This window comes from Gracilibacillus timonensis (assembly GCF_900086715.1).
In the GTDB taxonomy this organism is placed as follows: Bacteria; Bacillota; Bacilli; order Bacillales; family Amphibacillaceae; genus Gracilibacillus; species Gracilibacillus timonensis.
Genome location: NZ_FLKH01000012.1, coordinates 732,401 through 747,246 on the forward strand (window position 1 = coordinate 732,401; position 14,846 = coordinate 747,246).

A 14,846-nucleotide genomic window follows, 5' to 3' on the forward strand; every position below is an offset into this window, starting at 1 on the left:
TGCATAGGAACTGATCTTACTCATCATCAAGGAATTCGCAGCAAGAATGATATTATCTTGCAATTTACATATGTTCACGATAAAATAAAGAGAAGAAGTTGTAGCGGAGGGGATTGGCGTGATAACAGAAATGCCTTTAAATAAAGAAAAGCAAGCCTACGCGCTTCTCAAGGCAGATGCAGATAAAATTTTACAGCTTATTAAGGTCCAGATAGATAACTTAACTATGCCTCAGTGTCCACTTTACGAAGAGGTATTGGATACGCAAATGTTTGGCTTATCGAGGGAAATCGACTTTGCTGTGCGTTTGCAATTGATAGAAGAAGAGGAAGGTAAAGCACTGTTGGATAACTTGGAACAGCAGCTGAGTGTTTTGCATGAAGCTTCTCAAGAGCGCAATATGCAGATGTAGAAAACTTTGCTAACATATCGAGCAAAGTTTTTGTACTTTTTACATTGGATCAATTAAAAACAATTTTATGATGTTTTGAGGTAATCAAGATGAAGAAACAGAAAACAAAAACATTCGATTTTCTATTAATGTTATCTCCATTGCTGTTGTCTGGTTTTGGTGTAGTGATGATCTATAGTGCCAGTATGGTAACCTCTGTTATTATACGTGGGGAACCGGCTTATTCACAAGCGGCTAATCAGTTAATGTGGCTGGTAGTAGGTATTGGCTTGTTTATATTTGCCAGTTATTTCAAATATACCATTTACCAGTATTTGACGAAGTGGATCGTCTTGCTTATGTTTCTCTCTTTAGTTGCCGTTGAGTTATTTGGTGTGAATCTAAATAACTCCCAAGCATGGATACATTTAGGCCCTTTTTCCATACAGCCATCCGAGTTTGTAAAGATAGGGTTAGTGCTGTATTTGGCAGCTGTTTATACAAAAAAACAAGAATATATTGGAGACTTTTTCAAGGCTGTATTGCCTCCTTTGGTGGTGACGGCAGTGTTGCTTGGCTTAATCATTAAACAGCCTGACATAGGAACTGCGGCGATTATATTTGCTGTTGCTTGTACGGTTATCTTTAGTGCAGGAATTAAATTTAAACATATTAGCTTTTTGATATTAGTTGGTGTGGTTGTATTAGTGGCGGTTGGCATTCAATTGGTCACAGACACAAGGATTGCTCGTTTTACAGGTGCTTACCATCCTTTTACTGATCCAGACGCTACTGGATATCAGTTGATTCAATCTTACATAGCGATTGGCACGGGAGGGCTATCAGGCCAAGGAATTGGCCAAGGAATTCAAAAGCTTGGTTATCTTACCCAAGCGGATAGCGACTTTATCATGGCGGTAATCGCAGAGGAATTAGGCCTGTTTGGCGTTTTATTTGTCCTAGGTTGTTTAAGTGTAATTGTATTAAGAGGGCTATATATAGCCAAAGAGTGTAAGGATCCATTTGGCACGTTAATAGCTATTGGGATTTCATCGATGATTGGAATTCAAACTGTGATAAATATGGGAGCAATAAGTGGTCTGCTTCCCATCACAGGTGTACCTTTGCCTTTTGTTAGTGCAGGTGGTACTTCCTTGGTTGTCTTATTATTCTCGGTGGGTATCCTCAATAACATTGCCCGTCATGTGAATTATCAGCGTTATCAGGAAACAGAGGACGCAGATATACCGACAGAAGAGAAGCCATCTATTCGAGGTTGGTCCAAAAAAAGGAATCGTCAACGCCAATTATCTTAAAGGGCAAGCAATCACGAGGTGCGCTTGATCCTTTTATGCTAAATACCTACTTTAAATTCTGATGAGGAGATGTGCTTTCCTCTCATTAAGACAGGGAAACACAGCTTAATCTGAAGTATGGTTCTGCTTCCTTTATTTACAAACAAAAAGGTTTACCAGCTTATCCAAAGCGGTAAACCTTTTTTATATAATGGGAAAGTAATCAAGGATAATAGGATTTGGAAAGAAATTAACTTTGAACGAAGCGGCAGTTCTTGTCTAGTTTCGGGTAGTAATAAAGAACCGGGCGAAATTTGCCCGGTTTACCTTATGTTCTTCTTTTTTCAGTTTTAAAGCTTCGATACGATAGTAATAAGAAATAACAAAGCAGTCCAAAGAATAATGTAATGAACAAGGCGTGCATTAATGCGATAAACAAATTTCCAATAGTAAAAATGACAAACGCTCCTAATGCGACTTGTGCGGTAATGAGGAACGTGCCGATAGCCCATCCGTAATACATCACATGACTATCTCGATAATGTCGCCTGATTTTAAAGAATAGAACCCATGTCCATATAAAAGCCAAACCAGCTAGTAAACGGTGTCCCATTTGAACCCATTGTCCAAAGTGATAATTCGCGAAATCAAAGGGCTGTGTGTTTGTACACATCGGCCAATCTGGACAAGCAAGGCTTGACTCAATATGCCGTACCAAGGCCCCAGAGTAGACAACGACCATAATAAAGATGGCCAAGGTAATGAATTGTTTGCGAAACTTACTGGAAATATGGAGCGAGTCTGCATCAAATTTGTGATCGACTTCAAAAATAAGCAGCGTGAGTAATAATACAGCAGCAAAGGATATAAGAGAAATGCCGAAATGCAGGGCCAACACAAAGTCTGATTGCGGCCATAATACTGCAGCAGCACCGATAAGTGCTTGAGCAACCAGAAAAAAGACGGATACAATGGCCAAAAATTTGGTCTCGCGTATGTAACCGATTTTGATCCAGGCAAGCACCGCAAGTAGTAAGACAAAGATGCCAGCCATTCCTGAAACTAATCGGTGACTCAACTCAATAAACATTTCCACCGACCAGTCACCATAGCAGAATGGCCAATTAGCTCCACATCCCATGCCGGAATCTGTTTTTGTAACCAGTGCCCCTCCTACAAGAACCCCAGTCATGATCAGGGTGGAGATCACTGCCAATGTTTTTAGAAATTTCATACTTCACCTCAAATTATCTATCTGTATTTCTATGTATAGATTTTAGCAATAAACAAACCCATTATACCAAATAAACAGTGATGTGTGTGTGTAAACTACATATCAAATAAAATGTTCACAAAAATGCCATAAATAGAATTGATTATAGGAGTTGGATAGCACACGATGCAATTCCATGATACAATAGCATTGTTTGATAAAATTAGGTATAATGCAGATACATACTATTTTTGAACATACAACGAAAGCATTTGCATATCATGACGGAAATTAAAAGTTAGAAGGGAAGAGGCTATTTAAATGGACAAACTAGGAGCTTCGTCTAACGATGCCGTTTTTTCGGGGACGTTGGATACATATCTTTATAAATGGTCAGATTTAAAACAAATATTAAAATTAGGCATTATTAACTCCAACACGATGACTGCTCTGGCTGGTTTTTGGCTGGCGTTGTATTATACGAATTCTTCTATCGCACAGTATTGGCATATGTTGTTAGTGACCATCGTAGGTACAGCTTTTGTAATAGCAGGGGGCTGTGTCATCAATAACTATTATGATAGAGATATCGATCGGAAAATGAAACGAACGAAGGTCCGTCCAACGGTTACAGGAACCATTGATTTATTTCATGTACTGGTTATCGGTGTTTCTTTATCCATTATGGGTGTGCTTGTGTTATCTTTGGCCTCATGGCAGGCCGCTTTCTATGGAGCTTTGGGTTGGTTTAGTTATGTTGTATTATATACGATATGGTCGAAACGCCGCTATACGATTAATACAGCCATAGGAAGTCTTGCAGGAGCAGTACCGCCACTAATTGGCTGGTCGGCTGTAGATCCACAGCTTCACCCCGCAGCTTGGGTTTTGTTTCTGCTTATATTTATTTGGCAGACACCTCACTTTTTAGCCATCGCTATGAAAAAAGAAGACGAATATCGAGCAGCAAATATCCCAATGCTTCCAGTCGTTTACGGCTCCGAAATAACCAAGCGTCAAATGTTTGTTTATATTGTTTGCTTATTACCACTGCCATTTTTACTCTATGATTTAGGATATATTTTCTTAGGAATAGGCACAATATTAAATATAGGGTGGCTGGTACTATCGATAAAGGGGTTTTTTGTAAAAGATAATGACAAATGGGCAAATAAAATGTTTATTTATTCCTTATTTTATTTAATGATTATATTTCTATCGATGATCGTTATTACTTTGCCGAATAATTTGTTATAATAAATTTATCAGTAGGACTTGATTTTCTTCAAGTTTTTCTAAATAATATAGTAAGTTATAAAGAAAGAGAGGGTTAAAAATGAGAGATTGGATGGGAAAAATCCGAACGCTAGCCTTATTTTCGTTTTTGGCAATGGTACTTTCTGCATGCGGTAAAGAAAACCTAAGTGCATTTACGCCAAAAGGATACGGGGCACAACAATCAATGGTTGTTATTATTGTATCCATTCTAGTAATGATTGTGGTCTTTATTGCAGTTATGGTCATTTATTTTTATGTCATTGGCAAGTTCCGACAGAAAAAGGGACAAGAAGATCACGTACCAAAACAAGTGGAAGGGAATCACACATTAGAAGTAATCTGGACAGTTATTCCAATTATTCTTTTGATTATTATTGCGATTCCGACAGTAGCCGTTACATATGGCCTGGCAGATGAAGGTCCAAAAGAGGACAGCATCAACGTCAATGTCACTGGTATGCAATTCTGGTGGAACTTTGAATATGCAGATGAAGAAATTCAAACCAGTCAAGAATTATACATCCCAGTTGATGAAAGAGTTTACTTGAATATGATGTCCAATGATGTTATTCACTCCTTTTGGGTACCATCTATATCAGGTAAAATGGATGTAAATCCAGATAATGAAAATACAATGTATATTGAAGCAGAAGAAGAGGGTGTATATTGGGGTAAATGTGCCGAGTTCTGTGGGGACTCACACTCTTTAATGGACTTCAAGATCGTTGTCGTAAGTCAGGAAGAGTATGATCAATGGGTAGAAGGTATGCAGAACACGGATCCTGAGTATACTGCTGAAGCAACAGAAGGTCAGCAATTATTCGAAAATAGCTGTGTCAGCTGTCATGCCATCGATGCCAGCTCCAATAATCCAGTAGTAGGGCCTAATATGGCAGACTTTGGTAATCGCTCGTTAATAGCTGGTATTAATGATTTTAATAAAGAGGAACTGGTTGATTGGATTCTTGATCCAGCTAGTATCAAACCTGGAAATGGTATGCTGGATGCGCCATATCTTGAGGATAACTCCATTTCGGAAGAAGAAGCTGGACAGATTGCTGATTTCTTAATGGAACTAAAGGCTACAGAGGAACCAGTTGATAGTGTGAAACAATTTAGGGAGAATGAATCGACAGAGAACTAAAGGGAGGTAAATGACACGTGAGTACATTGGCAGCAACGAATAAAAAAAGTTTCGGCTCCACCTTGTGGGATTATTTAACCACAGTGGACCATAAGAAAATTGCTATCATGTACCTGGTTGCTGGGGGATTATTCTTTATCCTCGGTGGTTTAGAAGCACTTGCAATCAGGATACAGTTAATGAAACCGATGAATGACTTTGTTAGTGCAGGTTTCTATAATGAATTAATTACTATGCATGGAACGACCATGATCTTTTTGGCTGCCATGCCATTAGTTTTTGCATTTATGAATGCCGTTGTGCCTTTGCAAATCGGGGCACGTGATGTGGCATTTCCATTCTTAAACTCATTAGGGTTTTGGTTATTTTTATTTGGGGGTATCTTACTGAACGTAGGCTGGTTTACCGGTGGTGCAGCTGATGCAGGCTGGACAGCATATGCGCCTTTATCCACCACTTCTGCAGGTCATGGGGTAGATTATTATGTATTAGGATTGCAGATCTCTGGTGCGGGTACATTAATGGGCGGGATTAACTTCCTTGTAACGATTGTAAATATGCGGGCGCCAGGTATGACTTATATGCGTATGCCATTGTTTACTTGGACAGCATTTGTAGCAAGTGTTCTTATTCTATTTGCCTTTCCAGCCTTAACGGTCGGGTTATTCTTAATGATGTTTGATCGTTTATTTGGAGCAGGGTTCTTTGATCCGAATATGGGTGGTAATGCCGTCATCTGGCAGCACTTATTCTGGATTTTTGGTCACCCAGAGGTTTATATTCTGATTTTACCAGCATTTGGTATTTTTAGTGAGATTATTTCGACATTTTCTAGGAAACGATTATTTGGTTATACCGCTATGGTGTTTGCTACGGTATTAATTGGTTTTCTAGGTTTTATGGTATGGGCTCACCATATGTTTACAGTAGGTATGGGACCAGCGGCTAACTCCATTTTTGCGGTAGCGACGATGGCGATTGCGGTGCCAACTGGTATTAAGATATTTAACTGGTTGTTTACCCTTTGGGAAGGGAATATCCGGATTAATACCGCCATGCTGTGGGCACTTGGTTTTATTCCTAGTTTTACAATCGGCGGAATGACAGGAGTTATGTTAGCTGCCGCTTCGGCGGATTATCAATATCATGATTCCTATTTCGTTGTTGCGCACTTCCACTATGTTATTGTGGGTGGTGTCGTATTCGGTTTAATTGCTGGTACACACTATTGGTGGCCAAAAATGTTTGGTACAATCTTAGATGAAAAATTAGGTAAATGGACATTTTGGATCTTCTTTATTGGTTTCCATATGACGTTCTTTGTTCAGCACTTCCTTGGTTTAATGGGGATGCCAAGACGTTACTGGGTGTTCTTGGAAGGTCAGCATTTGGACTTAGGGAATTTAATAAGTTCTATTGGTGCCATGCTGATGGGGGTAGGAACGATTATACTACTCATCAATATTGTGAAAACATCTATTCAAAACAAAAAAGTTGGTGGCGATCCTTGGGATGCGCGTACTTTGGAATGGGCTATTCCTTCACCTCCACCATTTTATAATTTCAAGCAATTGCCATTGGTTCGTGCGTTAGATCCTTTATGGATTGAAAAGATGGAAGGGCGTAAAGGTATGACACCGGCAGAGCCACTTGGAGATATCCATATGCCGAATAACTCTTTCTTGCCGTTTATCATGTCGGTAGGGTTCTTTATTGCAGGACTTGGCTTTATTTATCAAAAGGATAATTTGGCTTGGTTAACCGCAGTATTTATTGGAATGGGCATTGCATTAGGCTGTATGCTCACAAGATCGTTGAAAGACGATACTGGCTATCACATCCATAAAGAAGATTTGCAAAAGGAGGCGAAGGAATAAAATGAGTGAACAAGATGTATTAAATCCAGATCATATGCCTCATAATCCTGAACAAGCCACCTTAGAAGGAAAGAATAAGTTCATGGGCTTTTGGTTTTTCCTTGGTGGAGAAACAGTCCTTTTCGCTAGTTTGTTTGGTACCTATTTGGCATTAAACGATTCGACGAATGGCGGCGCTTCTTCAGAGGAACTATTTGGTTTAGAGCTTGTATTTATCATGACGATGCTGCTTTTAACCAGTTCATTAACCAGTGTGTACGCTATGTACCACATGAAGAATAATGACTTTAAAAGAATGATGATTTGGCTTGGTATTACTGTTGCTTTAGGACTTGGCTTCCTTGGTTTTGAGTTATATGAGTTCTTTCATTATATTCATGAATATGAATTTACGTTGCGTTCATCTGCTTTCGGTTCGGCATTCTATACATTAGTAGGCTTTCATGGAGGCCACGTTGTGTTTGGTTTATCATGGATCATTGCCCTAATGCTTCGTAATAGCAAGCGTGGCTTGAATTTATATAATGCGCCGAAGTTTTACATTGCAAGTTTATATTGGCACTTTATTGATGTTGTGTGGGTATTCATCTTCACAGTAGTTTATCTGATGGGGGTGCTCTAAATAATGACGGATAAAACAGTTGGAACATTAGAACAGCAAGAAGCGTATGAAAAAGAAAAAAGAAAGCAGGAAATGAAGCAGCAAGTCATTACGTTTGCTTTAATGATTATCTTTACATTAGTTTCTTTCGGAATGGTTATGGCTGGTTTAGACAAATTATTTATTGTTCCTGTTATACTCCTTCTAGCGGCAGTACAGGTTGGATTTCAACTTTATTATTTTATGCATATGAGTCATAAAGGACATGAATTACCATCCGTTATGTTTTATGGAGGGGTCTTTACCGCCTTTTTAACAATCTTGGCATTAGCTGTGCTTGTCTGGTGGTAATACAAATAAGGCTTGAGAGGGCGTGATTACATGCCCCTCAAGTCTTTTTTATCAGAAAGTATAGAATTTTGGCATAATAGGTTTTGAACGAATCGGCAGTTAGTATCTAGTTTCGGATAGTAATAAAGGACCGGGCGGATTTTGCTTTGTTTATTTTACTGCTATATTTCGTGAAAGGATGTTTCGAATGAATGCCCACTTGCCAGTAAATCAGCAGCTTGAAAGAGGAAGTGAATAGTGATGGCAAAGGTAATGAGAATGACATGTTCATGAAATTGTTAAAATAAGATTTGCTTTATCCTTTTTAATCCGCCGTATCTTTTGTATAATAAGAAATAGTGTAATTCGATATTAATTGGAGTGATATACATGTGGCAGGATTTAAGTATCTTTGGTTTTCGGGCACTTTGGAGTCCATATTTTGCAATCTTTGTGGCCTGCTTAGGAATTCTTTATTACATTATCTTTATTCGTAGACAAGACGATAAAAAGGCAACGATTAGTCAGATTAAGTTTTTTTATGGTGGCTTATTGTTATTATATGTGATAAAAGGTGCACCTATTGACCTGTTATCACACATTATGTTTACATCGCACATGTTGCAGATGGCTCTTTATTGCCTGTTATTCCCTATATTAATCATTAAGGGATTACCAAAGTGGGTATGGGAACGGATTTTTTCATTGCCTGTACTGGGGTTTGTATTAAGGATATTAACCAAGCCATTAATTGCCATCCTCTTATTTAACGGCTTATTTTCGATTTATCATATTCCAGTGGTGTTCGATTTTGCCAAGGCCAATGAATGGGCTCATACATCCATTTCTCTGATCTTGTTGGTATCTGCCTTTATCATGTGGTGGCCAATTTTTACACCTATTAAGGAAATGGACACGATGTCACCATTACTGAAAATTGGTTATATGGCAGGTAATGGCATGTTGATTACTCCGGCTTGTGCTTTAATTATTTTTTCCATGGTGGACATATATACTACATTTGGAGCAACAGGAAGCTGGGTTCAAGCCTTGGCATTGTGTGTACCAACCGATATTTTGGATGGTCTAACCTTGAGCGGTCCTGAGATGTTCTCGCCTATCGGTGTATTAGAAGATCAACAGCTAGGCGGTATCATCATGAAGATTACCCAAGAGATTATATATGGTGCCGTAATCGCCAAAATCTTTTTCCCTTGGTTTAATAAGGGTACTGATAAAGTAGATCCGTTGCCACAGCATAGCGTTAAGCAACCGTAAGTTTTTCTGCAATAAGACAAGCAAGAGTTAGTATAAGAGTGGAAGGAATGTGTTACATGGAGATCTTACCTACTATAAGTACGTCTTTTATTTTGATAAGTGCCATTTTGGTGGCAATCGGATGGCGCTTTGTTGCTTTGAAAAAGTATAAGGCACATAAGCGTACGATGACTGCGGCTGCGATTAGCGCTTTAATCTTTTTTATTATTTATTTGTCACGGACAGCCTTTATTGGAAATACAAGCTTTGGGGGACCGGAAGAATTAGAACTATATTATACCATCTTTCTTATCTTCCATATTATACTTGCGACTGTTGGCGCAGTGTTCGGTATAACAACACTAACACTTGCCTGGAAGCGCAACATAAAAAAACATCGTAAAATAGGTCCGATAACGAGTGTTATTTGGTTTTTTACCGCAATCACGGGTTGTGCGGTGTACATATTATTGTACGTGTTATATGATGGTGGAGAGACAACAAGTTTGTTAAAGGCTATTTTAGGCGGTTAATGATACTATATATAAGAAAACTCGCACTTGCTCAAAATGCAGAGCAGCTGCGAGTTTTTTAGTTATATCTTAAAGTTGGTTTTAATAATACCTGATTCTTTAGCGGAGTTATAGAGAATAACGATCAAAGGTCCGATGATAAAGCCGAATATTCCTAATAGTTTCAAACCGATATACATAGAAATTAACGTTGCAAGAGGGGACAAGCCAATCTGAGTTCCCATTACCTTAGGTTCCATTGTTCTGCGGATTGCCAATAATATAATGGCAAGAATGGCTAGTTGCGTGCCAAGCAGTACGTCGCCGGTAAAGAATACATATACACACCAAGGACCTAAAATAATAATAGAACCGAGAATAGGTACTAGATCAATAACCCAAATAATTAAAGACATTAGCAAAGCATATTCTGGAAGGATGATATATAATCCGATTAACGTAACAATGAAGATTACAAGGCTTACAAGAAATTGTGCTTTGAAAAAACCGAAGAAAACATTGGCTAAGCGTTGCGTCATAAAGCTTACCTTTTCCGCTGTATTATCTTTTAAATGGTTGTACATCATTACTTTTAAACGAGGAACTTCCAGCATAAACATAAACAAGGCAATTAAATATACGATAAAACTAATCAAATACTCTGGGACTTTACCAATAATGGAGGTAATCTGTTCGATTGTTAGGACTTCCCTTAATTTATCACCAATGGAGGTAGTTGTCGACTGTATTTGTGATTTGGTTTCTTCAATTACCTGTTCGGGCAGGTTCTCGCTAAAGGTATCTAATTCCGCTTCCCATTCGCCTAATTGTTGATTTAATTGCATCATATAACTAGGGACATTCTCAGCGAAGTTTACAATCTGTCCAATGGTTTTGGTGACTGTGAAAAAACCAACCACACCTAAACAAATAATAAACAATAGAAACACAAGAGTAACGGCTAGTTTACGATTTAATCTTAATCTATTTGTAATTAAACGAACAAGAGGGTTCAGAATTAGCGCTGTAAGGAATGCCAGGATAAGAGGTATAGAAACAGGCAAAATGAAATACGCAGCAAGCAGTAGAGCTAAAACAATCAAGGTAATACTAACTTGTTTTTTAGTTGGTTTCTTCATTGAAATTTACATAAACTCCTCTCTCATTACACAAGAACTCATTCTTAAAAACACGACTGCATGGTCATTGCAGCCGTGTTTACTAGAGTTATATCACTTAGTAAATGGTACAATATTTTCTTTAGCAGTTTTCAATAAATTTTCTGTGCGGTTGACGATACTTTCTGGGAAGTCTTCATTCTCACCGTACTCGACACCATGGGGATAATAATGTTTTCCAAGTAAAGGTGTCATTAATTTAATAACTGCATCACCGCGATCTACATCTCCTTCGAGGGCATATCCTTGAACACGTATATAGTATGTAATATTATTTTCCGCAGAATTAATTTTGTAGTCGTATGTAACACGTTCATAATCCCATTGTGAAGCTCGTACAAAGTTAGCTTGCTCCATCGCATGATCTAGCGGTTTCAAATCGATAATTAAATCTTCCAATCCAATATCTGTAAATTTCATACCTTCACCTCATCTATAATAATCACTAATCCTATCATATTATGAATTGAAACAAGATGCAATTATTCTTAGTCAAAAACTTTCATGAAAGAAAATCAATTGCATACATATGAGATAAAGTGTGACTTATCAGGATGTATAGCGACCGTAGTGTCTTTGTTTTAACTTTTCAGAAAGTATGGTAGAAACAAACGCTTAACACAGGATGATGATACGGATAGGGAAGGAGAAATTAAATGAAAACAAAGGTGATACTTGTTATTGTCTGTATCTTTTTTATTATCATAACGACATTGTTGTTCGTTCAAGTAAAATTGGATTCTTCTGTGAAGGTTATTCAGCACGACAGTCACCACGTCCTACTCGAGAAAAAGTCGCCATTACCTACAGATTTATTTATTTTTGGGGACGATGCCCCTCTTTGGTATTTTATTGATCAGCCAGTCAATATTTTTACAAAAATGTATGGAAAACCTGAACGTAAAGATCCGTCTCTTTTCGAATGGGAGTGGTGGATATTTAACAAGGCAGATCACTATCTGCAAATAGCCGTAAAGGATAAGCGTATTCTTGGGATATATACCAATTCGGACGTACTATCCACATCTCCTGTCAAAATAGGAGAAACGACAGAAACACTGGAAGAGGAGTATGATTGGCAGCAGACGCTTGATTTCGATCTATTTCAAATAAAGCTATCGGATGAAGATATGGTAGAGCGTCCCCTTCTGTCATTAAATGATCAAGTTCTTGCCCAATTGTTTTTAGATGAGGGGGAAGCAGCAGTAGCGGGTGTCCGTTTTATGAATGAGGAGATGTTAGAACAATTACACCCATATCCAATGTATTATACCGGTGAATTACAAGAAGTTAAAGAGCCTACTGATCAGGAATGGCAGTTAATAGAGGAAGCAGAGGCACAACAAATGCTGGAAATCACCAATAGTATTCGTCGCAATCAAGAGCTAACGGAGCTTAGCTGGGATGAAAGGACAGCCAAAGTTGCTAAGTCTCATAGTGAAGAGATGAGAGAAGAAGAATTTTTTTCTCATTCTAGTTCAAATGGGGAGGGCTTAGTGAAACGTTTGGATATGGCAGGTATTGATTATACAGCAGCTGGTGAAAACATCGCCATACATTCTCCTGATGCAGTGGAGGTTATCCATCAATGGCTTCACCATAAGGGACAGCGAGAAGCCTTGCTTAAAGAAGAGTATACTCATCTGGGTGTCGGGGTGCATCGAACACATTATACGCAAAATTTTCTAAAAAAATAGGGAGAACGCACATAGAAATCGTTTATGCATAATTATAATAGTAGAATACATGCAAGAGGGGGGATTACTTATGAATCCCAAAGTGAAAGAGTTCAAACAATTTATCCAAAAACACCCACAGTTACTGCAAGAAGTCCGTAATGGAAAAATCGGGCTTCAGGAGGCATTCGAGCAATATGTGTTATTAGGAGAGGATGATCCCTCATGGAAAAAATACACGAATAAGACTAGCGATAAAAAAGAAAAAGACAATGAACAACTCTTGAAGAAATTATGGAAACATGTGGAACAGCTAGATGTCGACCAAATTGAAACACATATCAACGGCTTGAGTGGTGCGATTGATCATGTAGTAACGTTAATTGGTCAATTTAAGGATTATCGTAATAATCAAACATCGTCATCCCAGCATCCATTTCAGCATCATACAAGAGATTAGGAGGCGTTATGGAATTAGATACGTATCGTTATCTACAACAAAAAGAAGAATTGTGGAAATTTGTCCGGCTGCATCCAGAATGGTATCGTTATTTAACTCGTGAACCTGCCAGGGTAGCAGAATTAGAGGTCATGGCCAAACAGTATTATGGTAAAACCTTGCCACAAAGGATGGAACGAGTACAACAAAATATGCAAATGATTCAATTGCTTATGCAAATGGCAGGTTCTTGGAATGATTAAGAAACTGCCCCCTTTTTTTTCTATGTCAAAATTGGTATGATAAGGGTATGGAGGTGGATAGATTAAATGTTAACAACAATAGAAATTGTCGATATATTAGATGAATCAGAGGATTTAGGGCAAATGGTATTGTCTTCTGAGGTAATGGAAGAATTTTATCAGGCGAAGCAAGTGATGGAAGAAGATCAGAAAGCACAAGAATTGATTCGTCGTTTTAATCATATGAAAGAAGCCTACGAAGAAGTAGAGCGTTTTGGCCGGTATCACCCGGACTATAGTCAAATTATGAAGGACATCCGTGCAACGAAAAGAGAGATGGATATGCATGATACGATTGCTTCCTATAAGATGGCGGAGACTTCGTTGCAGAAATTTTTAGATGAGATTAGCCAATTGGTGGCTTACAGTGTCAGTGATAATGTGAAAGTTCCTCTGGATGGTGCGGCATTAACCGATAGTGGCTGTGGTTGCGGATCTGGCGGTGGTTGCAGCTGTAAAGTTTCATAAATAGATCGATTTAAAAAGGGAGGTGTCATCGTGATTGTAAGCAGACAGGGCCTCGTTGTTTGGTTTCATCAAATGAAGCATATTAAACATATTAAACGATATGGCCATATGGTTCATGTATCAAAAAAATTAAAGTACGCGATTATTTATGTCAATCAAGAGGATGTGGAAGATACTACGGTTGCATTGAATAAGCTGCCATTTGTAACTAGAGTAGATCCGTCCTTTAAACCATATATAAAAACAGAATTTGAAGAGAAAGTAAAAATAGAGGAAAAGGAACTAGACTATAAAATGGGGATATAAACCCCGTTTTGTCAGGTTAATACTTAGAGAGTATGCTGGGCCCATTGGCGGAGATTGCTAATGGGCCAAACGTGTGGCATTTTTTATATGATCGATCATTTGTCCATCGTCGTCCTATGCGTCATCGCGGAAATGACGGCCAAAATCCGAGGGGAAAGCACCGAAATGGGCGTCATCATGGAAATGACGGCCAAAATCCGAGGGAGAAGCGCTGAAATGGTCGTCATCATGGAAATGACGGCCAAAATCCGAGGGAAAATCGAAAAAACGGTCGTCATCGACGATCAAACTCTGTACAAGTACCTTGTTATAGAAGGAGCTCTATTCATACTTTGCTTACACCGAAAAAAAACCTGCAGCTTATTCAACTGCAGGCTCTTTTTATCGTCTCAAACAGGAGATGATAAAAAGATAAAGGGAGAGGAGAAACCGGAAGAAGAACTTATGGGGAAATGTAAGTCTTCTCCGACTAAAGCAACTCATCCTTGTTGCTTTAATATAAGGTTACCCAAAAGAATGAAAAATATACAAACACATTTGAGAATATTCCTGCTTTTATGCTATATTTAAAAAGATTTG

General features: G+C 38.4%; 18 protein-coding genes. 15 read left to right on the forward strand and 3 right to left on the reverse strand.

Annotation, left to right across the window (positions count from 1 at the left end; genetic code table 11):
* The first annotated feature begins 130 nt into the window (after window positions 1-130).
* Window positions 131-412 (forward strand): DUF1507 family protein, encoded by a 282-nt coding sequence (locus BN6556_RS14585; RefSeq protein WP_392388610.1) that lies wholly within the window; start codon window positions 131-133, stop codon window positions 410-412.
* Window positions 413-501: 89 nt separating this feature from the next.
* Window positions 502-1,707, forward strand: coding sequence for an FtsW/RodA/SpoVE family cell cycle protein (locus tag BN6556_RS14590; RefSeq protein WP_066192800.1), 1,206 nt, complete (start codon window positions 502-504; stop codon window positions 1,705-1,707).
* Between the two features lie 307 nt (window positions 1,708-2,014).
* Here the strand turns inward: BN6556_RS14590 and BN6556_RS14595 are convergent, their stop codons facing one another.
* The gene (locus BN6556_RS14595) at window positions 2,015-2,920 is read right to left on the reverse strand and encodes a COX15/CtaA family protein (protein ID WP_066192802.1); all 906 of its coding nucleotides are present in this window, start codon (window positions 2,918-2,920) and stop codon (window positions 2,015-2,017) included.
* 300 nt (window positions 2,921-3,220) lie between these two features.
* On the opposite strand from BN6556_RS14595, the gene cyoE reads away from it, so the two are divergent.
* From cyoE to BN6556_RS14630, 7 genes are all read left to right on the forward strand, one after another.
* Window positions 3,221-4,156, forward strand: a complete 936-nt coding sequence (cyoE, locus tag BN6556_RS14600) for a heme o synthase (RefSeq protein ID WP_066192804.1) — start codon at window positions 3,221-3,223, stop codon at window positions 4,154-4,156.
* A 79-nt stretch (window positions 4,157-4,235) separates the two neighbouring features.
* Entirely contained in the window at window positions 4,236-5,321 is a 1,086-nt protein-coding gene (coxB, locus tag BN6556_RS14605; RefSeq protein ID WP_066192807.1) for a cytochrome c oxidase subunit II, read from the forward strand.
* A 17-nt stretch (window positions 5,322-5,338) separates the two neighbouring features.
* A complete protein-coding gene (gene ctaD / locus BN6556_RS14610; protein ID WP_066192809.1) occupies window positions 5,339-7,198 on the forward strand; it encodes a cytochrome c oxidase subunit I in 1,860 nt (619 codons plus the stop codon).
* 1 nt (window position 7,199) lies between these two features.
* The gene (locus BN6556_RS14615) at window positions 7,200-7,820 is read left to right on the forward strand and encodes a cytochrome (ubi)quinol oxidase subunit III (RefSeq protein ID WP_066192811.1); all 621 of its coding nucleotides are present in this window, start codon (window positions 7,200-7,202) and stop codon (window positions 7,818-7,820) included.
* A gap of 3 nt (window positions 7,821-7,823) precedes the next feature.
* Entirely contained in the window at window positions 7,824-8,150 is a 327-nt protein-coding gene (gene ctaF / locus BN6556_RS14620; protein ID WP_066192813.1) for a cytochrome c oxidase subunit IVB, read from the forward strand.
* A 369-nt stretch (window positions 8,151-8,519) separates the two neighbouring features.
* A complete protein-coding gene (gene ctaG / locus BN6556_RS14625; RefSeq protein WP_066192815.1) occupies window positions 8,520-9,407 on the forward strand; it encodes a cytochrome c oxidase assembly factor CtaG in 888 nt (295 codons plus the stop codon).
* Between the two features lie 56 nt (window positions 9,408-9,463).
* A complete protein-coding gene (locus BN6556_RS14630; protein WP_066192817.1) occupies window positions 9,464-9,919 on the forward strand; it encodes a DUF420 domain-containing protein in 456 nt (151 codons plus the stop codon).
* 62 nt (window positions 9,920-9,981) lie between these two features.
* Here the strand turns inward: BN6556_RS14630 and ytvI are convergent, their stop codons facing one another.
* The gene (gene ytvI, locus BN6556_RS14635) at window positions 9,982-11,037 is read right to left on the reverse strand and encodes a sporulation integral membrane protein YtvI (RefSeq protein ID WP_066192820.1); all 1,056 of its coding nucleotides are present in this window, start codon (window positions 11,035-11,037) and stop codon (window positions 9,982-9,984) included.
* Window positions 11,038-11,130: 93 nt separating this feature from the next.
* Window positions 11,131-11,496 carry a YugN family protein gene (locus BN6556_RS14640; protein WP_066192821.1) on the reverse strand — a complete coding sequence of 122 codons (366 nt, stop codon included), beginning with the start codon at window positions 11,494-11,496 and terminating at the stop codon, window positions 11,131-11,133.
* A gap of 236 nt (window positions 11,497-11,732) precedes the next feature.
* Here BN6556_RS14640 and BN6556_RS14645 point away from each other — a divergent pair, with 236 nt between their 5' ends.
* The 6 genes from BN6556_RS14645 to BN6556_RS14670 all read left to right on the forward strand — a co-directional run bounded on the left by BN6556_RS14645 (window position 11,733) and on the right by BN6556_RS14670 (window position 14,837).
* Complete coding sequence (locus BN6556_RS14645; RefSeq protein ID WP_066192823.1) at window positions 11,733-12,773, forward strand: CAP domain-containing protein; 1,041 nt, start codon at window positions 11,733-11,735, stop codon at window positions 12,771-12,773.
* 70 nt (window positions 12,774-12,843) lie between these two features.
* Window positions 12,844-13,212, forward strand: coding sequence for a spore coat protein YlbD (ylbD, locus tag BN6556_RS14650; RefSeq protein ID WP_148436791.1), 369 nt, complete (start codon window positions 12,844-12,846; stop codon window positions 13,210-13,212).
* Window positions 13,213-13,220: 8 nt separating this feature from the next.
* Window positions 13,221-13,454, forward strand: a complete 234-nt coding sequence (locus BN6556_RS14655) for a YlbE-like family protein (protein ID WP_066192826.1) — start codon at window positions 13,221-13,223, stop codon at window positions 13,452-13,454.
* 66 nt (window positions 13,455-13,520) lie between these two features.
* Window positions 13,521-13,961, forward strand: a complete 441-nt coding sequence (locus BN6556_RS14660) for a YlbF family regulator (protein ID WP_066192828.1) — start codon at window positions 13,521-13,523, stop codon at window positions 13,959-13,961.
* 30 nt (window positions 13,962-13,991) lie between these two features.
* Window positions 13,992-14,267: a YlbG family protein gene (locus BN6556_RS14665; protein WP_078060109.1), complete on the forward strand. Its 276-nt coding sequence runs from the start codon at window positions 13,992-13,994 to the stop codon at window positions 14,265-14,267.
* Window positions 14,268-14,327: 60 nt separating this feature from the next.
* Entirely contained in the window at window positions 14,328-14,837 is a 510-nt protein-coding gene (locus BN6556_RS14670) for a hypothetical protein (RefSeq protein ID WP_066192830.1), read from the forward strand.
* Window positions 14,838-14,846: the final 9 nt, after the last annotated feature.

Bases quoted from the DNA above. Each gene is read 5' to 3' on its own strand.
- BN6556_RS14585 (WP_392388610.1), top strand. From the start codon at position 131: ATGCCTTTAAATAAAGAAAAGCAAGCCTACGCGCTTCTCAAGGCAGAT.
- BN6556_RS14590 (WP_066192800.1), top strand. From the start codon at position 502: ATGAAGAAACAGAAAACAAAAACATTCGATTTTCTATTAATGTTATCT.
- BN6556_RS14595 (WP_066192802.1), bottom strand. From the start codon at position 2,920: ATGAAATTTCTAAAAACATTGGCAGTGATCTCCACCCTGATCATGACT.
- cyoE (WP_066192804.1), top strand. From the start codon at position 3,221: ATGGACAAACTAGGAGCTTCGTCTAACGATGCCGTTTTTTCGGGGACG.
- coxB (WP_066192807.1), top strand. From the start codon at position 4,236: ATGAGAGATTGGATGGGAAAAATCCGAACGCTAGCCTTATTTTCGTTT.
- BN6556_RS14615 (WP_066192811.1), top strand. From the start codon at position 7,200: ATGAGTGAACAAGATGTATTAAATCCAGATCATATGCCTCATAATCCT.
- ctaF (WP_066192813.1), top strand. From the start codon at position 7,824: ATGACGGATAAAACAGTTGGAACATTAGAACAGCAAGAAGCGTATGAA.
- ctaG (WP_066192815.1), top strand. From the start codon at position 8,520: ATGTGGCAGGATTTAAGTATCTTTGGTTTTCGGGCACTTTGGAGTCCA.
- BN6556_RS14630 (WP_066192817.1), top strand. From the start codon at position 9,464: ATGGAGATCTTACCTACTATAAGTACGTCTTTTATTTTGATAAGTGCC.
- ytvI (WP_066192820.1), bottom strand. From the start codon at position 11,037: ATGAAGAAACCAACTAAAAAACAAGTTAGTATTACCTTGATTGTTTTA.
- BN6556_RS14640 (WP_066192821.1), bottom strand. From the start codon at position 11,496: ATGAAATTTACAGATATTGGATTGGAAGATTTAATTATCGATTTGAAA.
- BN6556_RS14645 (WP_066192823.1), top strand. From the start codon at position 11,733: ATGAAAACAAAGGTGATACTTGTTATTGTCTGTATCTTTTTTATTATC.
- ylbD (WP_148436791.1), top strand. From the start codon at position 12,844: ATGAATCCCAAAGTGAAAGAGTTCAAACAATTTATCCAAAAACACCCA.
- BN6556_RS14655 (WP_066192826.1), top strand. From the start codon at position 13,221: ATGGAATTAGATACGTATCGTTATCTACAACAAAAAGAAGAATTGTGG.
- BN6556_RS14660 (WP_066192828.1), top strand. From the start codon at position 13,521: ATGTTAACAACAATAGAAATTGTCGATATATTAGATGAATCAGAGGAT.
- BN6556_RS14670 (WP_066192830.1), top strand. From the start codon at position 14,328: ATGGGCCAAACGTGTGGCATTTTTTATATGATCGATCATTTGTCCATC.